Consider the following 19,295-nt stretch of genomic DNA (forward strand, 5'->3'; position numbering starts at 1 on the left):
CACACCGCCATCCCGTTGGTCGGGACCCGACGGTTCAGCACGGAAAAAGGGTGAATTTTTTTTCACAACTCTACAAACCCTAGCAATTCGCATTCCAAGCGTGAAGCAGGTCTTTTCACCCGATCACTGTTCCAGATCGCGCTCCTCCAGAAACCAGCGCGCCATGGTCTTGGGCGACATCCAACCGAGATTCTCCGGCACCCGCTGGCCATCGGTATACATGGTCAGAGGCAGACCGGCGCGCACAGCCACGTTGAGGATGCCGCCGTAGGTGACGGTCTCGTCGAGCTTGGTGAAGATCAATCCGGTCGGTTTCAACACCGAAAAGCGTCGGAAAATCGCCTGTTGTTCGGTTTCGCGCACGTTGGCGGCCATGGTCAGGATCACCTCGCGGTCATCCCCCATGATCGGCAGCAGCCCGGCGGTGGAGTTGACCTGACGACGGTTGTAGGGGCTCGATCCCACGGTATCGACCAGCACGAAATCGCAGCGGTTGAGCGAATGCAGCCCGGCCTTCACCTCCGACAGGGTGCGCGCCACCACCAGACGCACCTGCAACAGCTTGGCATAGGTCTCCAGCTGCGCCACCGCGCCAACACGGAAGGTGTCCAGGGTGATCATGCCCACCGAACGCTGACGGTTCAGAATCAGATCCGCCGCCAGTTTGGCGAGCGTGGTGGTCTTGCCGACCCCGGTCGGACCCACCAGCACAATCACCCGCGACTTGCCATCGAGGGGATCGCGGAATTTCAAGGTCCGGGCAAAGGCCACATCCAGGCCGCGCTCCTTGCCGGTCTGATCCATCATGGCGATCTTGCGGGCGATCGGCTCCTCCACGCCATGCATCAGCATGGTACCGTAGTGACGCTTGCCCATCATGTCGAGTCCCGAGGCATCGCCCACAATCGGAAACTCCGGAGGAAGATCCCCCAGGGTCGGCACGATCGGCGTGGGCATCGGCATGTCGGCATCGCGTCCGCGCGCCGTCGGGGCCGCTGGCGCAATCCGAGAGGTGGACCGCTCCGCAGACCGGGCCATCGGACGGACCGGTGGGGGATCATCCCTGTCCATGTCGATCGGATCATCCACCACCGCCGAGAAGCGTCCCGCCTCGGCGCGCGCCGCGCCTCCCCCCGCCGCGGACTGGGCCGCCGGACTCGGGCAGGCGGTCACCTCGATCATCGTCTTGCCCAGAGCCAAACCACCCGGTCCCTTCTCCCGGATGCTGCGGGTGGAGAGAATCACCGCGTCGGCGCCAAGTTGATCCTTGACGATCTGGAGCGCCTCGCGCATGTCGCGCGCCTGAAATTTGGAAATGTTCATGATACGGTCGGATCCTTGAACGGTTTTCTATCCATCATGCCATCACGAAAGCGTCACCGTGCCCAGAGAATGGACCGGGATATTCGTGGGGATTTCGTTTTGCGACAGCACCGCCAGGTGTGGCAAAGTCGCCTCCGCCGCCTGCTTGAAGAACGGTCGCGCCCGTGCTCCGGTGATGATCACCGGCTGCTGCACATGGGCGGCGATGCGATCCACCGACTCGCGGATGCGCACCATCAGCAACCCGGCGGCCCTGGGCGCCAGGGAGAGATAAGAGCCGTACTCGCCATCGACGATCGCCTCGTTGACGAGATTCTCCGCGTCCGCGCCCAGGATCAACGCCGAAAGACGTCCCTCCTCGTCCAGATAGCGGGTCACCAGCGAACGGGCCAGGGCCTGACGGGAGAGTTCCACCAGTTGCGACGGCTGCTTGACGACCCGGGCATAGTCGGAGATGGTCTCCAGAATGGTGCTCATGTCGCGAATCGACACCCGCTCACGCAGCAGCCCTTGCAACACCTTTTGCAGCGTTCCCAGGGTGATGATGTGCGGGATCAACTCCTCGACCAGCTTGGGTTGTCCCTTGGCGGTCAGGTCGAGCAGGTTCTGAACCTCCTGGCGGTTGAGCATCTCGTGGGCATGGGTATGCACCAGTTCGGTAATGTGGGTGGCCAGAACCGTCGAGGGATCGACTACCGTGTAGCCCATCATCTCGGCGCGCTCCCGGTCGTTGCCGGAGATCCACAACGCCGGCAGTCCGAAAGCCGGCTCCACGGTCGGGGTGCCGTCGATCCGTCCCGAGACCGCGCCGCCCTCCATGGCCAGGTATTGCGACGGCTTGAGCTCTCCGCGTCCCACCTCCACCCCGCGAATCATGAAGGCGTATTCGCCGGGACGGAATTGCAGGTTGTCCTTGATGTGGATCGGCGGCACCACGAAACCCATGTCCGAGGCGAACTGCTTGCGAATGGAACGGATCTTCTCCAACAACGTTCCCTGCTGGCTCTCATCCACCAACGAGATCAGGCCATACCCCACATCCAGGCGCAACAGGTCCAGGGCCAGGAAATTCTCGATCGGCTCTTCGGTCAGGGCTTCGCTCTGGGCGCGGATGGTCTCGGTGCGGGCCTGGACCAGTTCCGCCTTCTCCAGGCGCTTGAAGAGCAGGTAGGCCCAACCGCCCATCAGGATCGCCAGCAGCGAGAACGGCACGGTGGGCATGCCGGGCAAAATGGCGAACAGGCCGAGCACTGCGGCGCTAAGCAGGATCACCCGCGGTTGGGCGGTGATCTGACCGCCGACCTGATCGCCGAGGTTTTCGTCCGAAGAGGCGCGGGTGACCAGGAAACCGGCGGCGGTGGAGATCACCAGGGCCGGAATCTGCGCCACCAGACCGTCGCCGACGGTGAGGATGGTGTAGATGTTGGCCGAATCGGCGGCGGAAAGGTTGTGCTGGCCGACACCGATGATGAAACCGCCGATGATGTTGATGAAAACGATGATGATGCCGGCCACGGCATCCCCGCGCACGAACTTCGAGGCACCGTCCATGGCTCCGAAGAATTCCGACTCCTGTTCGATCTCGCGCCGCCGGGTCTTGGCCTCGGACTCGGAGATCAGACCGGAGTTCAGATCCGCGTCGATGGCCATCTGTTTACCGGGCATCTTGTCCAGGGTGAAGCGGGCAGCCACCTCGGCGATGCGCCCGGCACCCTTGGTGATGACCACGAAGTTGATGATCACCAGGATCGCGAAGATGATCGTACCCACCACCGGATTGCCCCCGACCACGAACTGGCCAAAGGAGCGGATCACCTCGCCGGCGGCCCCCTCGCCCTCGGCGCCGTGCAGGAGGATCAGACGGGTGGTGGCGATGTTGAGCGACAGCCGGAACATGGTGGTGATGAGCAACACGCTGGGAAAGGAGGAAAAATCCAGCGGTCGATGCACATAGACGGTCGTCAGAAGGATGACGATGGCCAGGGAGATGTTGACAGACAAGAAGACATCCAACAGCCAGGATGGAATCGGAATGATCATGATGGCCAGCACCATGATGATGCCGATGGCCATGACGATATCGTTCAGTCCTTTGAATCGTTTCAAGAATTGTGTCATGCTTTTCTGGCTCCCACAAGTCCACGACGAGCGTCCGGATCCGGCCCGGAGAATCCCTGTCAGATATCAAGCAAATATCATGCCCAGGATTCGAAACCCTTTTCGCGCGCATCCCCCTTCCCTTCGCGCGCGCCATGACCTTACAATGTCGGATCAGGAAGCCCGACGCGGCCTCGCGTCAAACATCGCCCATCCACCGCACCCTTGCGCATGGTCCAAGGAATCCGATGAACACCGCCGAATCATCGCCTCCCGGCTCGGTCGGGATCGTCCAGACCCGGTATGTGGAGCTGTTCTCCGATGGTCGCTCCACCCTGCGCCTGGATTGCGGGGCCACGCTCGCGCCGGTACGGGTCGCCTTCGAAACCTACGGCACCCTGAACGCCGACAAGAGCAACGCCATTCTCATCTGCCATGCCCTCTCCGGTACCGCCCACGCCGCCGGTCGCCATCACGCCGACGATCGCAAACCCGGATGGTGGGACAACTTCATCGGACCCGGCAAACCCTTCGACACCGAACGGTTCTTCGTGATCTGCTCCAACAACCTCGGCGGCTGCGACGGCACCACCGGCCCGTCGAGCCTCGATCCGACCACCGGCAAACCCTTCGGTCTGCGCTTTCCGATGATCACCATCGCCGACATGGCCCGGTTGCAAAAAGGGCTGATCGATCATCTCGGCATTCCGCGCCTGCTGGCCGTGGCCGGCGGCTCCATGGGGGGGATGATCGCCCTCCAGTGGGCCCTGGACTACCCCAACGCCCTGCGCGCCTGCGTCATCATCGCCTCCACGCCCCGCCTCTCGGCCCAGAACATCGCCTTCAACGCCGTGGCGCGCCAGGCGATCATGGTCGATCCCAACTTCAACGGCGGCGACTACTACGGCGAAAACGTCCCGCGACCGGTCAACGGCCTGGCCCTGGCACGCATGGTGGCCCACATCACCTATCTCTCCGAAAAAGGGCTGCACGAAAAATTCGGTCGCCAGCTTCAGGATCGGCGCGAACTCTCCTTCGGTTTCGAACGCGACTTCGCGGTGGAAAGCTACCTCCACTATCAGGGCTCCTCGTTCGTCAACAAGTTCGATGCCAACACCTACCTCTACATCACCAAGGCCATGGACTATTTCGATCCCTTCCCGGATCCGGAAACCACGGCCAAACAACTCCACAAGGTGGCGGCGCGCATGCTGGTGATCAGCTTCGACACCGACTGGCGTTTCGACACCTCCCGTTCCAAAGAGCTGGTCAAGATGCTCAACTGGCATCAGAAAAACGTCACCTTCGAGCAGTTCCGCTCCATCCACGGCCATGACGCCTTCCTGCTCGATGATCCGCTCTACATGGAGTCCCTGACCTCATTCTTGAAACGGATGCACATGGAAACCCGCCATCCGACCCAAAGCGACCCCTGATCATCCGGAGGAGACCCGAACCGTGGGACGCACCAGCGACGCCAAGGAACGTCTGATCCAGAGCGGCATGGAACTTCTGCATGCCGGCGGCTACGCGCGCGCCGGGGTCCAGGAGATCTGCACGCGCGCCGGGGTGCGCAAAGGAAGTTTCTACCACTTCTTCGCCTCCAAGAGCGCCCTGGGACTGGCGGTTCTGGAACGGTTGCACGACGAATCCAGCCGCCTGCTCGCCGAGGCCCTGGCTCCGGATCTCCCCCCGGAGGGACGGATCGCGCGACTCTTCGACCGGGCGGCAGAAATCCAGGAACTGTTCCTCACCGAAACCGGCGCGGTCAGAGGGTGTCCACTCGGCAACCTGACCCTCGAGATGAGCAACGAGGACGAAACCTTCCGGCTCTATCTGACCCGCGTCCTGCGCGAGACCATCCACCACATCGAAAAGGTCATCGCCCCGCGCGAGGAGAGCACGATCATGGCCGAGGCGATCCTCTCCCTGCTCGAAGGGGCGATCCTGCTGGCCAAGGCGGAAAACGATCCTGCGGTAATCCGACGCATGGGCGAGATGGCCGCGCGGATTCTCATGGCCACGTGCTCCAGCACCTCCCCGCCGCCGTGATGCAGACCATCCACCGCATGGACCTCGGGTTCCCGTGCCTCACTCCTGCCAATTGAAGATCCTGAAACCATGGGTATCGCGACCGACCTCATCATCATCGTTCTGGCTGCCCTGCTCGGCGGCGGCATCGCCAACCTGCTGCGCCAACCGCTGATTCTCGGCTACATCCTGGCCGGATTGCTCGTGGGTCCGCACACCGGCGGCATCACCGTCACCCAGATCCACGACATCGAACTTCTGGCCGAGATCGGCGTGGCCCTGCTGCTCTTCGCCCTGGGCCTGGAGTTCTCCTTCAAGGAACTCCAGCCGGTGCGCCGCGTGGCGCTGATCGGCACCCCCATTCAACTGGTCGCATGCCTGGCGCTCGGATTCGGCGTGGGACGATGGCTGGGATTCACCACCACCGTCTCGTTGTGGTTCGGGGCGATGATCTCCCTGTCGAGCACCATGGTGATTCTCAAAACCCTCATGAATCAGGGCTACATGGGCACCCTGTCGAGCCGCGTGATGATCGGCATGCTGATCGTCCAGGATCTGGCCGTGGTCCCGATGATGATCATCCTGCCGGAACTCGACAACCCGGACATGGGAATCTCGGTTCTGGGTTGGGCCGCGCTCAAGGCGATCGCCTTTCTGGTCGTGATGCTGCTGCTGGGCAATCGTCTGCTGCCGTGGATGATGCGCCACGTCGCCCGCTGGAACTCCCGCGAACTGTTCGTGCTGTCGCTTCTGGCCGTGGGGCTCGGGGTGGGCTACGCCACCTATCTGGTGGGACTCTCCTTTGCCCTCGGCGCCTTTGTCGCCGGCATGGTGCTGGCCGGCTCCCACTTCGGCCACCAGGCCTTGAACGACATCACCCCGGTACGCGATCTGTTCGCCATGCTGTTCTTCGTCTCGGTCGGCATGATGCTCGATCCTGGCTATCTGTTCAACCACCTCGGCCTGGTGCTCGGCCTTGTCCTTTTGGTCAGTCTGGGCAAGGGAACGATCTTCTTTATCGTGACGCGCCTGTTCGGCTACGGCAACGTCGTACCCTGGGCCGTGGGGCTGGGACTCTTCCAGATCGGCGAATTCGCCTTCATTCTGGCGCGCATCGGTCACGCCGAGGGTGCATTCGACGCCAATACCCACACCCTGTTTCTGACTGTGGCCATCGTCACCATGCTCGTCACGCCCCTCATCTCGGGACTGACCACCCCGCTCTATGCCCGGGTGCGCGACCGGGCTCCTCAGCCGACGCATAACTTCGCCCCACCCAAGGAGAGCCTGAACGGACACGTCGTGGTGATCGGAGCCGGACGGGTCGGCACACAGATCGCCACGGTGCTGCGCCGCGCCGCGATCCCGCATGTGGTGGTGGAGATGGAGTTGGGCCGACTGGAGAAGCTGCACAACCAGGGATCGCCGGTGATCTATGGGGACGCTTCCAGCGACGTGGTGCTCCACGCCGTCCGGATCGACCAGGCGCGGCTGGCGCTGGTGACCCTACCGGATCCGGTCGCCAGTCTGGCGGTAATCGCACACATCCGCGCGTCACGCCCCGATCTGCCGTTGATGACCCGGGCCACCGGCATCGACCACATCGAGGCGCTGCGCGAGGCGGAGGTGACCGAGGTGGTCTGGCCGCACCTGGAGGCCGGGCTGGTGATGGCCCGACACGCCTTGACCCTTCTGGAACTGCCAGCCACGGCGATCCACCATCTGACCCAGCAGGTGCGCCACGAAAGCTACGCCGCCCTGGGGGAGAACGGCAACACCTTTCAAACCCTCAACCGCCTGCGCGAAGCCGAAAGGTTGTTCGATCTGGAGTGGGTGGCGATTCAGGAGGGATCCACGCTCGAGGGGAGCACCCTGGAAGGCTCCGAGGTGCGTACCCGTACCGGGGCATCGGTGTTGTGCGTTCTGCGGAACGGCGAGATCCACGACAATCCAGGTGCCGGATTCCGCTTCGAGGCGGGCGATCTGGTGGCCATGATCGGCACCCGCGAAGCGCGCGTTTCCTTTCACCACGCATGCCAATCCCAGGCGATCCCGGAGGCGATCCCATGCCCAATCTGAAACCCGTTCGCACCTTCGCGCTGCTCTTGACCCTCTCGTTCGCCGCACCGACGAGCCTGCTCCGCGCCGACGATCCACCCCCCCTCTCGGCGGGTCAGACGCTTTACGTGCCAACCTACTCCTCGGTGTGGCACGGCAATCTCAACGACCGGGGCAGGCCCTCGGAGATCCTCCTTTCCGTGATGTTGAGCATGCGCAACACCGATCCAAAGTACAGTCTGACCCTCACCTCGGTGAAATATTACGATACCGCGGGCAAGCTGTTGCGAGAGTATCTCCAGGAACCGCGCACGCTCGGTCCCATGGGAACCGTGGCCTATTTTGTCGAGCATCAGGATCGGGAGGGGGGAACGGGCGCCAATTTCGTGGTGACCTGGCGGTCGGAACGGCCCATCAACCAGCCGATCGCCGAGACCGTGCAGGTCTATCACTGGGGAACCCAGGCCAAGGCATTCATCAGCCGGGGCCAGGCGATCCATCCGCACGAGTGAACAGCCGGTCCGTGCGGATGGCGGAGAAACCGGATCACGACCACCACGCCCCGCGCCCGCACGCGGGCACGCTTACCTTCCGACCCGCAACGAGATCGGCCAGGTCACGCGCCGCGACCGCTCCGGGTCGCCCCAGACGGCCCGGAGACCAGGGAGCAACCGCTCCACCGGATCGACGCCATGCACCTGCCGATAGCGCGCCGTGGCCGACCAACTGGCAAAATAGCCCAACAACTGCTCCAGATTCCACGCCACCGTGATGGCGAACGCCGGCGGTTCGATGCCCTGAAACGGAAAAGACAGATCGCGATAGCCATTTTCCACCAGACGCCGTTCGGGGGGCCAGTGGGGACCGACCTGGTTGGCATAGAAATCCCAGGCCATGTCGTTCACCGCCTCGCCCTCGACCCGCAACACCCCGTAACACCAGGCCGCAACCACCCCGCCCGGTTTCAGAACCCGCCGCACCTCGGCATGAAACGGCTCCGGATCGAACCAGTGGAGCGCCTGGGCCACGGTGACCAGATCCACCGAGGCGCGCTCCAGACCGCTCGCCTCGGCCCTGGCCTGGCGATAGTCGATGCGCGGATGGGGTTGGGCCTGGGCGATCTGCGCGGCACTGGCATCGGTGGCCACCACCTTGGTGAAAAAGTCGGCCAGAGCCGCCGAGGCCTGTCCGCTGCCGGCGCCGCAATCCCAGGCCAGGTCGCGTTCCCGGCACTGTCCGGCCAGCCAGGCGAACAGCTCGGGGGGGTAGGTGGGACGGCTGCGCGCGTAGTGATCGGAGACGGTGGAGAAGTGATCCTTGAAGCCGTTGATCGTCATTTGACTCCCTTCACAATCGATGCGTCCAGGGTCATTCACGACTCTTGCACGCGACCCGACCTGGGATGATAGCGGGCATGCACCTGGCGCAGGCGATCGTTGGCCACATGGGTATAGATTTCGGTGGTGGTGACCTGGGCATGGCCGAGGAGCATCTGCACCCCGCGCAGATCCGCGCCATGTTTGACCAGATGGGTGGCGAAGGAGTGACGCAGACCATGCGGGGAGATGGTCTTGAGGATCCCGGCCATGGCCGCGTGACGGCGAATCAGGTACCAGAAGTTCTGGCGTGTCATCGCCTCGCCGCGCGCGGTGACGAAAAGGGCGTCGGTGGGCGGGCTCCCCGCCATCAGCAGCGGGCGGACCTGGCGCACGTAGCGATCGAGCAGCTCCAGGGCAGGCGCGTGGACCAGCACCAGACGCTCCTTGTCCCCCTTGCCGACCACCCGGAAGAATCCCGCCTCGGCATTCAGATCGCCAAAACCGATCGAGACCAGTTCGGACACGCGCATGCCGGTGGCATAGAGGATTTCGAGCATGGCGGCATCGCGCAGACCCAGCGGCGTGGCCCGATCCGGCGCGGCGATCAGCGCTTCGACCTCGGACTCGTCGAGCACCTTGGGGAGGGTGCGTCGTTTCTTGGGTGCGGACAAGAGTCGGGACGGATCGTCGCCGCGCACCCCGCGCTCCAGCAGATGCCGGAACAGACGGCGCACGGCGGAGAGTTTGCGCGCCACGGAGCTGGCCATCAGGCCGCGTTGGGCCAGATCGGCCAGCCACGCGGAGAGATCCTCGCGGCTGGCGGTGGACAGGTCGCCGCCATGCGCCTGCAAAAAGGCTGCGAATGCCTCCAGATCGTTGCGGTAGGCGGTGATGGTGTGATCGGCCAGGCCGCGTTCCACCAGCAGTTCATCGAGGAAGGCTTGAATGCGTTCGAGATCGATCATAAACCGGTTTCCATGAACAGTGGGGCACGATCAAGATGGAGGGAGGGTTTTTAATAAACCGGTTCTCGATATCCCACCCCGAGGCATCGCAGAGGAACAGCGAACCATTCATAAACCGGTTTCTTTTCTCTCGCATACACGATTGTTGCCGATCGGGACCGGGATACGGCGCGGTCGCTTGACCAGGCGGTTCCCCGCATCGATCACCGGCACGGCATAAACCACTTTTTCGGCTTCACACAGGATCACCCCCCCGAGTGGGGCAAACCAGCGCGCGCCGGCCTTTTCCCAGGCCTGCGCCCCGCCCAGCCAGCTTTTTCCCTGAAAGGGGGGCATGAACAGGGCATAGCAGGATTGTCGGGAGAGAAACAGCGACTCTTCCAGGGTGACCCGCAACTGACTCGGAGAGAACGGGCGACCCCAGCCGAACGGCGTCATGTCGCGTCTGGCCCACAGGCCGCCCCGGTTGGGCACCAGCACCAGCACCCGACCGCCAGGCACCAGAACGCGCCAGGTTTCACGCAAGGTGGCGCGCGGGGATTGCACACCTTCCAACAGATGGGTCATGATGATGCGATCGAAGGATTCGTCCGGAAACGGCAGGGCATCGGGTCGCACCTGGGCGATGCGGTTGCCCCCATCCTTGGGCCAGCGCGCCACCCCCATTTCAGCGGGCGAGGCCCCGAGGATCGCGCCCAGATGCGGGGTCAATGCCTTGAGATAGGGATGGGGAAAGCCGAATCCAAGGGTCCGCTCCGCCGGTCTGCCCCCCAGCCAGCGTCCCATCGAATCGGCGATCAGGCGCGCGGAGCTCTCGCCCAGCGGGGTGTTGTACCAACTCTGCAACCGGATCGCATCCACGCGCCACACCTAAACCGTCATGAGGATCGGGCGGCGCCAACCGGTTCCACCCCATCCGACCATCCAAGGAGTCACCCCCATGTCCCAGCCCTCCCTGAACGTTGAACCCGTACTCGTCGGTCGCGACAATCTCGTCTGGATGATCCCGACCGCCACGGATGCCTATGCGGTCGTCGATCCCGGCGAGTTTGGCCCGGTCGCGGCTTTTCTTACCGAACGCCAGGCCACCCTTTCGCACATTCTCATCACCCATCACCACGGCGATCACATCGGCGGGGTCGAACCCTTGCGCACGCAGTATGGCCCCTTCGTCATCGGCGCCGAGACCGATGCCCAGCGACTGCCATCGCTCGATCTGACCGTCCGCGAGGGTGACCGCGTGGCCTTGAACCGCACCCTCATGGCCGAGGTGATCGAACTCCCCGGTCACACCCTGGGTCACCTGGCCTACCGGATCGGCGATGGGCTCTTTTGTGGCGATACCCTGTTCGGTTTCGGCTGCGGACGTCTTTTCGAGGGAACGCCCGCACAGATGTGGTCTTCTCTAAGCAAACTGCGTGCCTTGCCCGACGATACCCGGCTGTTCGCCGGCCACGAATACACCCTGGCCAATCTCGACTTCACCCGCTCCCTGGACCCGGACAATCCGGAACTGGCCGAACTGCATCACCGGTTCATGACCATCCTCGATGACGGTGGTTTCACGCTCCCCCATCCGCTCCAACTGGAAAAACGACTCAACCCCTTCCTGAATGCCGACAACCCGGCATTTTTGGCGCGGATCGGTCTGGCGGGTCTGGATCCGGTCTCGGCCTTTGCCACCCTGCGCGAACGCCGCAACCTATATTGATCTTGATCAATTCACGCTGAACAGAAAGCTGGCAAGTTGACGAAATCATCGATAAGATGTATCAAGGGAATTTGTGACCCCCCCTCACAATAAAAAATGGCGAACCGTCAGGAGAATATCAATCATGAAAGATTTAAAATTGGGCATCAAACTCGGTGCCGGCTTTGGGCTGGTGCTGCTCTTGACCGCCTTTGTCGCCATGAGCGGCTACAGCGGCTTGATGGGACTGGCGGACCGCATCGACAAAAGCAACGACATGGCCATCATTCTTGATCAGATCGCCAAGGCGGCCATCGCGGAGAAAAACTTCATCATCCGCAAGGATTTCAAACTGGTGGAGGATAACCAGAAAGCCCTCGACGCGCTGAAAAAACAGGCGATCATCGACCGGGACCAGAAGTTCAATGCCGCGGAAGACAAATCCGCCATGGATGAGGTGATCAACCTGGCCGAGGGGTATGGCAAGGCTTTCGCCCAGTATGTCGCCCTGGAAAGAACCCGCAACGAAAGTCTGGCGCGCATCCGCGACATCGCCGACAACACGGTGCGCGTGGAAGCGACCAAGATGCAGGAAGACCAGACGAAAAAACTGCACGAACTGCTCGCCCAGCCTCTGGAGAACCCGGCGGACAAGGATGCCCAAGCCAAGCGATCGGCGGCCATCGAGGATCGCGCGGGCAAAGCGGCCAAGGCCGGGCAACTCCTGATCGACTTCAAGGATGCCCGCATCGGCGAGAAGGAGATCTTTCTCACCAGTGGCCAGGATGAAAAACAGATCCAGCGCAACCGCGCCGGCTCTGACGGCGCCTTGAAAAATGCCAAGGAGTTGCTGGCAAGCTTCAAGCAGCCCGCCAACATCGAGCAGGCCAAGAAGGTCGTCGCCGGCGTCGAGCAGTACCAAAAAGAGATAACCACCATGGTCGAGGCGATCACCGCCCAGAACAAGGCCGAACAGGAGTTGATCCAGGCCCGTCGCAAGGCCGAAGAGAAGGTCGATCATGTGGTCGATGGACAAAAAGCCAAGGCCACGGCCCAGGTCCAATCCTCCTCCACCATGGTCACCCTGGCCAGCATCGGCGCGGTGCTGATCGGGCTGATCATCGCCTTCCTGCTCACCCGGATCATCGTCTCCGCGCTCACCAAGGGTGTGGTGTTCGCCCGTGAGATCGCCGGGGGGGATCTCACCGCCACCATCGATCTGGAACAAAAGGACGAAGTGGGCCAGTTGGCCACGGCCTTGAAGGAGATGGCCGCCAAACTCCGCGAGGTGATCGGCGAGGTCTCCGCCGCCGCCAGTCAGGTGTCGGCGGGCAGCAACGAAATCTCCAATGCCGCGCAAAACCTCTCCCAGGGGGCCACCGAACAGGCCGCCTCCATCGAGGAGACCTCCTCGGCCATGGAGGAGATGACCTCCAACATCCAACAGAACAGCGACAACGCCAGCACCACCCAGACCATTGCCCAGAAGGCCTCCAAGGATGCCGAAGAGGGCGGACAGGCGGTCGGCGAGGCGGTGACCGCCATGAAGGAGATCGCGGCCAAGATCGGCATCATCGAAGAGATCGCCCGTCAGACCAACCTTCTGGCCCTGAACGCCGCCATCGAGGCGGCCCGGGCCGGCGAGCACGGCAAGGGCTTCGCGGTGGTGGCCGCCGAGGTGCGCAAGCTGGCGGAACGCAGCCAGACCGCCGCCGGCGAGATCAGCCATCTCTCCTCCTCCAGCGTCGAGGTGGCGGAGCGGGCCGGCGGGATCATCAACAAACTGGTTCCGGACATCCAGAAGACCGCCGAACTGATCCAGGAGATCGCCGCCGGCAGTCAGGAGCAGAATCAGGGGGCCACTCAGATCAACCAGGCGATCCAGCAGTTGGATCAGGTGATCCAGCAGAATGCCGGCGCCTCCGAGGAGATGGCCGCCACCGCCGAGGAGTTGAGCGCCCAGGCGGACATCATGAACAGCTCGATCTCCTTCTTCAAGATCGGCAACCACGGAACCACGGTCGCCCCGCGCGCCAAGTCCGCCCCAGCCCGCGCCAAGGCGGGCACTCCGGCCAGACTGCCGGCGCCGACCGCCAAACATGCCCCCAAGGCCCTGCCCGCGCCTGCCGCGAAATCGGCCAGGGGTGGTGGGGTCAATCTCGACATGGGAGCGGGTCGCCCTTCGGATGACGAGTTCGAAACCTTCTGATCAACGGTACGTCTCCGAGGAGCCCCCATGTATCCTGGCTCCTCGGAGTTCCCCATCCCGCGCAAGAGCGGGATCCCGTCCCTGAAAAAAAAGGAGTACAGCTCATGCCCATTGCCGGATTGACCACGGTGACGCAATTTCTGACCTTTCACCTCGAACAGGAGGTGTTCGCCATCGACATCTCCAAAATCAAGGAGGTTCTGGAGTACAGCGACGTCACCAAAATCCCGCGCACCCCGGATTTTATGTGCGGGGTGATCAATCTGCGTGGCAGTGTGGTGCCGGTGGTGGATCTGCGCGCCAAATTCGCCATGCCGCACAGCGAGAAAACCGTCAACACCTGCATCATCATCATCGACGTGATCCAGGAAGACGAAACCACGGTGATCGGCGCCATGGTCGATTCGGTGAAAGAGGTGATGGAACTCGATCCGAATCAAATCGAACCCGCGCCGCGCATCGGCACGGGGCTGCGTTCGGATTTCGTGCGTGGCATGGGCAAACAAGGACAGCAGTTCGTGATTCTGCTCGATACCGACCGGCTCTTCTCCCACGAGGAACTGTCCGTGTTGCAGGATGCCGGAAGCAAGAGCGGGACAAAATCGCCCCAAGTCGAAAATGCCGCTTGATTGTCCTCTCCAAAGGGATTATTAACAGTAATGGAGCCTGCATTTCCTTGATGGAGTCCGGAAACGACCGTTTTTGCTATAATCAAAATTATATTCAAAACGTTCATCCCACTCCAAGGCGATCACCCTCCAAAGGAACCCATCATTCGTTTTTGTGCCTTGTTCCAAAGTTCCAAGGAATACCCCATGCCGATCACCACCCATGAAGAGGGCAATACCGTCACCATTCTGTTGGACGACAAATTCGTCTTCAGTGACCATCGCGCCTTCCGTGGCACCTATCAAGACCGCCCCTCGGCCACCCATTACATCGTCGATTTCCGGCGCGTCTCCTACATGGACAGTTCAGCCCTGGGGATGTTGTTGCTGCTCAAGGAGGAGGGCGCCGGCGGGGACCGGACGCGCGTGAAACTCCTCCACTGCAACGAACAGGTCAAAAAGATCCTGGAGGTCGCCAACTTCTCCCAGTTGTTCATCCTGGAGTGACCTGTTGTCGTGCCGGGGGGATTCCCCCCGGCATACGCCCCCTGCGACGATCATTCTGGTTGTTCAATCACAATCCAATCCATGCCAGCCACAAAAGCGCCGGAGGCACGCTCCAAAACCACGCCCGCCCCCCCATGACGGGAGTCGTTCCAGAGGTCAGCGCGGGCAACCGGTCAAACCCCAACACCCGCAACCCCTCTTCACGTTGCCGCAGATCGATCAGCAAGCCACGCAACAACGCCGCCGCGCCAAAAGCCAGACGTTCCAGACGCTCGATCCATCCAGATCCATCACGCTCGCCCTGACGCATGCGCATCTCCTGACGAACCCGGATCGTCTGTTCCTGAAAGCGCGTCAACCCGGTGAGACAAAAAGCCAGGATCGACAAGCCACGCCTCACCGGCAGCCGGAACAGCTCCAGCCAACCGAGGTAGAAACCCAACCCGGAAGCCAGTGCCAGCGGCGTGGTCATCCGTCCCAGCGCCAGGGCCATGGCCACGAACAGCAGCAAACGCAGGGACTGACTGAACCCCGCCAACATCCCCTCGCGGGTCACCCATGTCAGGCCAGGCGCAAGGAACTCACCCGGTGTGAGCAACGCATGGGTCATGAAAAGCGCGAAAAACAGCCAGCGCAAACGAAAAAGGCCGCGTCCCAACTCCCGCCCGGAGAGAGACGCGGCCCGAATCACCACCAGGACCATGCCACACGCGATCCACCAATGCAGTGACATCAGATCCGCAGACAACACCACCGGCCACAACAGGCCGAACGCCAGCAACAAAGCCCGTGCGTCCCGAGGCCCGCTCACCGGGTGATCCGCAGTTCCCGTTTTTTCGCCCCCTCCTCCAACTCGAAGGGGATGAACTCCCAGGCGGGGGCGTGATCCTCCAACGCGCCGACGGAAGGCCTGGCAGCGGTCGTGTCGGCCTGAACGGTCTCAAAATCGAACGGAATCATCTCGATTCCCTCCGCGCCGTGCTCGAAGGGAGATCGCTCCGTGGCAACCGAGGCCGACGGATCGATCTTCCAGGCCTCGGGGGCGACATCCGCGGATTCGAGGCGCTCCACCAACGGTTCCGGCTTCCTTTCCACCGTCGCTTCGGCAACATCGGCCACCACCTCGACCTCTGGGGCCACGAATGCGATCGGGGACTCAGGGATGGGGGCTTCGTCCACGGCCTCGAAACGCGGAGGTTCGGACGGGGCGGACACGACCTCGAAACGCGGAGATTCGGACGGAGATGACACCGCCTCGAAACGCGGAGATTCGGACGGGGCGGACATGGCCTCGAAACGTGGCGCTTCGGACGGGGCGGACATGGCCTCGAAACGTGGCGCTTCGGACGGGGCGGACATGGCCTCGAAACGTGGCGCTTCGGACGGGGCGGACATGGCCTCGAAACGTGGCGCTTCGGACGGGGCGGACATGGCCTCGCCCTTTGAAAGCGGTCTGGTCTGCTCAGGCGAGGCGACCAGGGACTCGCGGGCGGCACGATCCAGTTCGGCGCGCAACGTCTCCTCGCTGGCCGTCAAGCCATCATCAATCCCCCATTCCCCGGCATCCAGACTCCCGAACCCGTCCAGATCCCCGGCAACGCCCCAATCCGGATCCCCCTCGAAGGCCGGCTCGCGCACCAGATCCAAACCGGTCACCTCCAACGACGCCAGGAAAGCCTCGGCATCCCCCGTGTCCGCCGCGTCCAGCGCCATCGCTCTCCGCCTGGACTCGACCGCTCCCGACCCGGACTCGACCGCTCCCGGCCTGGACTCGACCGCTCCCGGCCTGGACTCGACCGCTCCCGGCCTGGACTCGACCGCTCCCGGCCTGGACTCGACCGCTCCCGGCCTGGACTCGACCGCTCCCGGCCTGGACTCGACCGCTCCCGGCCTGGACTCGACCGCTCCCGGCCTGGACTCGACCGCTCCCGACCCGGACTCGACCGCTCCCGACCCGGACTCGACCGCTCCCGACCCGGACTCGACCGCTTCCAGGGACAGGAACTCCTCTTCCGCCACGCCACTCAGCATGTCGTGCGCCGGATGGCTCTCCGGAGCGGACTCCAACGCCATCAACAGCTCGGTCAGATCCAGATCGGATTCGCCCGTCTCCATCCCATGCGCCAAATCCCGGGGTTCGCTCGGCGCGGACCACTCGGACAACGACTCTTCCAGCACCGCCTCCAACCCGGCTTCGAAGTCCTGGCCAGACCCTCCCGCCAGCGACTCCGCACCCAACTCTGGAGGTGACAGCGCACCGAAGGGAGGGTCAGCAACCGGTGACAACACATCGAACGGAGGATCGGCAACAGGTGACAACACATCGAAGGGAGGGTCGGCAACCGGTGACAGCGCATCGAAGGGAGAGCCGGAAACGGATGGCTCGGCCTGTTCCATGGTGTCGGGTTCAGGCACCCTTTTCGTTGGCTCCACGGGATCGGCGGTCATCACCGGGGGAGACGACACAACCGGCAAGGAGAGCATCGCCGGAGTCTCGGGAAGCGGCGTTTTTTCCAGGGAGACGGGCGCTGGTGGCACGACGTGATCGGCCAGGGACTCCTCGGGCGGCGCGGTGGCCGGCAACTCACCCATCGGATCTGGCGCGAATCCCGGTTCGGGAGGCGACTCCTCAGGAACCAGGAAGGGGGCAACCGCCAGGGCCGCGATCGGCGCGGGCTCGAATACCGGGGGGGCATCGACCGCCACCGGTTCCTGACGTTCGTAGCGTCCGCTCCCTTCACCCACCGTTTGAAAAGCCTCTGCCCGACGACGCCGCGACCAGCGCAGCAGCACCAGAAACAGAAACGCCAGACCACCCGCGATTCCGGCCAGGACATCACGAGGCAGACCGTTGATCCAGCGGTTCCAGGCCAACCAGGCGGATCGCCAGGCCGGGGTCTGGGTCGGTTGATCCGACGGAATGGCGCTCAGCGCGGGCAGGGGTTCGCCGGCGGCGGCCTTGCCACCCTTGACCGGGAAGGCCGGAGTGACCCCCGAGGCCGCCGCGTCGAGGGCCACCGGATAGTTGCGTACAAAGGAAAGATTCCCCTGGGTAACCCGCAACAACAGGGTGAAAAAAGGCTCGTTTTCCGGCTGTGTCCCGGTGATGACGATCCTGCCCCCCGCCGCGCCCTCGTCCACCAGACGGGCGTTCAAACGGGACCGGGCGCCCCCCGAGGTGAAGTCGGAGTTCGTTCCGACCAACACCTCGACCTGCAACGGGGGCTCACCCGGCTCGAGGGTGTAGGGGATTTCGGCGGAGAAAGGAGCGTTCAAGGCGCTTTTCACCGACATCGGTCCGGTCATGGTGAGGGCAAGCGCCTCATCCGCCATCCCACACAGGATCCACGTCAGGCCGATGATTCCGACCCACGCACTCCCGAGCCAGCGTCGCACACTCCTTCTCATGGGCACCGCCTCACCCCCTTGCTCCCAAATCACTTACCCAGATGGTCGCGAATCAGCACCTCGGCGATCTGCACCGCGTTCAACGCAGCACCCTTGCGCAGATTGTCAGAGACCACCCACATCTGCAGGCCGTTCTCCACGCTGAAGTCCTTGCGGATGCGCGACACGAAGGTGGCATCCTTGCCCGCCGCCTCACGCGGGGTGATGTAGCTGGGCTTGGTGGGATCGTCCACCACCTCGATACCCGGCGCGTTGCGCAACAACTCGCGAGCCTCCTCCGGGGAGAGCGGCTTTTCGGTCTCGATGGTCACCACCTCGGAGTGGGCGTTGAACACCGGCACCCGCACCGTGGTGGCGGTGACGCGGATGTTCGGATCGAGGATCTTGTGGGTCTCGTTCACCATTTTCATCTCTTCCTTGGTATAGCCGTTCTCCAGGAAGGCGTCGATATGCGGAATGAGATTGAAGGCGATCGGCTTGATGAACTTTTTGGGTGGCACGTCGCGGCCCGGAATGTAGAAGGCGCGCGACTGCTCCATGAGTTCGTCCATGGCCGCCTTGCCCGCGCCGGAGACCGCCTGATAGGTGGCCACCACCACCCGCTTGATGCACGCGGCGTCGTGAATCGGCTTCAAGGCCACGACCATCTGGATGGTCGAGCAGTTGGGGTTGGCGATGATCCCCCGTTTCTTGTAACCGGCGATCGCCTCGGGGTTGACCTCGGGCACCACCAGCGGGACATCCGGCTCCATGCGGAAATGGGAGGTGTTGTCCACCACCACGCACCCGGCGGCGGCGGCACGCGGAGCATGCACCGCAGAGACCGAACCGCCCGGCGAGAACAGCCCGACATGCACGCCGGAAAAATCGAACTCGGCCAGGTTCTTCACCACGATCTCGCGACCGCGATACTCGACGCGACTGCCGGCGGTACGCTCCGAGGCCAGCAGATGCAGCTCACCCACGGGAAAATTGCGCTCCTCCAGAATGGCGAGAATCTCCCGACCCACATTGCCGGTCGCGCCGGCGATGGCGACATTGAAAACGTCCATGATGGTCTTCCTTCCAAAAATGATGAAT

General features: G+C 63.1%; 16 protein-coding genes. 8 read left to right on the plus strand and 8 right to left on the minus strand.

All coding sequences use genetic code 11. The features are described from left to right. Window positions 1-123: 123 nt before the first annotated feature. Both flhF and flhA read right to left on the minus strand, forming a co-directional pair. Window positions 124-1,323, minus strand: coding sequence for a flagellar biosynthesis GTPase FlhF (gene flhF, locus ACOY6C_RS10570; RefSeq protein ID WP_420905443.1), 1,200 nt, complete (start codon window positions 1,321-1,323; stop codon window positions 124-126). Window positions 1,324-1,365: 42 nt separating this feature from the next. Further along, window positions 1,366-3,441 carry a flagellar biosynthesis protein FlhA gene (gene flhA, locus ACOY6C_RS10575; RefSeq protein ID WP_420905444.1) on the minus strand — a complete coding sequence of 692 codons (2,076 nt, stop codon included), beginning with the start codon at window positions 3,439-3,441 and terminating at the stop codon, window positions 1,366-1,368. A 227-nt stretch (window positions 3,442-3,668) separates the two neighbouring features. Here flhA and metX point away from each other — a divergent pair, with 227 nt between their 5' ends. The 4 genes from metX (at window position 3,669) to ACOY6C_RS10595 (ending at window position 8,021) form a co-directional block, all read left to right on the plus strand. After that, window positions 3,669-4,856 carry a homoserine O-acetyltransferase MetX gene (metX, locus tag ACOY6C_RS10580; RefSeq protein WP_420905445.1) on the plus strand — a complete coding sequence of 396 codons (1,188 nt, stop codon included), beginning with the start codon at window positions 3,669-3,671 and terminating at the stop codon, window positions 4,854-4,856. 22 nt (window positions 4,857-4,878) lie between these two features. After that, a complete protein-coding gene (locus ACOY6C_RS10585) occupies window positions 4,879-5,472 on the plus strand; it encodes a TetR/AcrR family transcriptional regulator (protein ID WP_420905446.1) in 594 nt (197 codons plus the stop codon). Window positions 5,473-5,541: 69 nt separating this feature from the next. Beyond that, entirely contained in the window at window positions 5,542-7,530 is a 1,989-nt protein-coding gene (locus ACOY6C_RS10590; protein WP_420905447.1) for a monovalent cation:proton antiporter family protein, read from the plus strand. Continuing rightward, complete coding sequence (locus tag ACOY6C_RS10595) at window positions 7,518-8,021, plus strand: DUF3124 domain-containing protein (RefSeq protein WP_420905448.1); 504 nt, start codon at window positions 7,518-7,520, stop codon at window positions 8,019-8,021. The genes ACOY6C_RS10590 and ACOY6C_RS10595 overlap by 13 nt, the downstream gene beginning before the upstream one ends. Before the next feature lie 72 nt (window positions 8,022-8,093). Here ACOY6C_RS10595 and ACOY6C_RS10600 read toward each other — a convergent pair whose 3' ends face one another. The 3 genes from ACOY6C_RS10600 to ACOY6C_RS10610 all read right to left on the minus strand — a co-directional run bounded on the left by ACOY6C_RS10600 (window position 8,094) and on the right by ACOY6C_RS10610 (window position 10,654). Continuing rightward, window positions 8,094-8,846: a class I SAM-dependent methyltransferase gene (locus tag ACOY6C_RS10600; protein WP_420905449.1), complete on the minus strand. Its 753-nt coding sequence runs from the start codon at window positions 8,844-8,846 to the stop codon at window positions 8,094-8,096. 35 nt (window positions 8,847-8,881) lie between these two features. Continuing rightward, window positions 8,882-9,793 (minus strand): site-specific tyrosine recombinase XerD, encoded by a 912-nt coding sequence (gene xerD, locus ACOY6C_RS10605; protein WP_420905450.1) that lies wholly within the window; start codon window positions 9,791-9,793, stop codon window positions 8,882-8,884. Window positions 9,794-9,901: 108 nt separating this feature from the next. Continuing rightward, window positions 9,902-10,654 carry a class I SAM-dependent methyltransferase gene (locus tag ACOY6C_RS10610; RefSeq protein WP_420905451.1) on the minus strand — a complete coding sequence of 251 codons (753 nt, stop codon included), beginning with the start codon at window positions 10,652-10,654 and terminating at the stop codon, window positions 9,902-9,904. Window positions 10,655-10,733: 79 nt separating this feature from the next. Between ACOY6C_RS10610 and gloB the strand changes: the two genes are divergently transcribed. From gloB to ACOY6C_RS10630, 4 genes are all read left to right on the plus strand, one after another. Then, window positions 10,734-11,504: a hydroxyacylglutathione hydrolase gene (gene gloB / locus ACOY6C_RS10615; protein ID WP_420905452.1), complete on the plus strand. Its 771-nt coding sequence runs from the start codon at window positions 10,734-10,736 to the stop codon at window positions 11,502-11,504. A 124-nt stretch (window positions 11,505-11,628) separates the two neighbouring features. Next, window positions 11,629-13,692: a methyl-accepting chemotaxis protein gene (locus ACOY6C_RS10620; protein ID WP_420905453.1), complete on the plus strand. Its 2,064-nt coding sequence runs from the start codon at window positions 11,629-11,631 to the stop codon at window positions 13,690-13,692. Between the two features lie 104 nt (window positions 13,693-13,796). Further along, on the plus strand, window positions 13,797-14,321 hold the full coding sequence (locus ACOY6C_RS10625) for a chemotaxis protein CheW (RefSeq protein ID WP_420905454.1): 525 nt from the start codon (window positions 13,797-13,799) through the stop codon (window positions 14,319-14,321). 186 nt (window positions 14,322-14,507) lie between these two features. Continuing rightward, window positions 14,508-14,807, plus strand: a complete 300-nt coding sequence (locus tag ACOY6C_RS10630; RefSeq protein WP_420905455.1) for an STAS domain-containing protein — start codon at window positions 14,508-14,510, stop codon at window positions 14,805-14,807. Window positions 14,808-14,874: 67 nt separating this feature from the next. Here the strand turns inward: ACOY6C_RS10630 and ACOY6C_RS10635 are convergent, their stop codons facing one another. Genes ACOY6C_RS10635 through ACOY6C_RS10645 form a run of 3 tightly spaced genes read right to left on the minus strand, consistent with a single transcriptional unit; the run spans window position 14,875 to window position 19,267 of the window. Next, the gene (locus tag ACOY6C_RS10635) at window positions 14,875-15,618 is read right to left on the minus strand and encodes an energy-coupling factor transporter transmembrane component T family protein (protein ID WP_420905456.1); all 744 of its coding nucleotides are present in this window, start codon (window positions 15,616-15,618) and stop codon (window positions 14,875-14,877) included. Continuing rightward, window positions 15,615-18,215: a FimV/HubP-related protein gene (locus ACOY6C_RS10640; RefSeq protein WP_420905457.1), complete on the minus strand. Its 2,601-nt coding sequence runs from the start codon at window positions 18,213-18,215 to the stop codon at window positions 15,615-15,617. Before ACOY6C_RS10640 ends, ACOY6C_RS10635 begins: the two co-directional genes overlap by 4 nt. Window positions 18,216-18,244: 29 nt before the next feature. Then, window positions 18,245-19,267: an aspartate-semialdehyde dehydrogenase gene (locus ACOY6C_RS10645; RefSeq protein ID WP_420905458.1), complete on the minus strand. Its 1,023-nt coding sequence runs from the start codon at window positions 19,265-19,267 to the stop codon at window positions 18,245-18,247. Window positions 19,268-19,295: the final 28 nt, after the last annotated feature.

Origin of the sequence: Candidatus Magnetaquiglobus chichijimensis, from assembly GCF_045865675.1 — a bacterium.
GTDB classification, from domain to species: domain Bacteria; phylum Pseudomonadota; class Magnetococcia; order Magnetococcales; family Magnetaquicoccaceae; genus Magnetaquiglobus; species Magnetaquiglobus chichijimensis.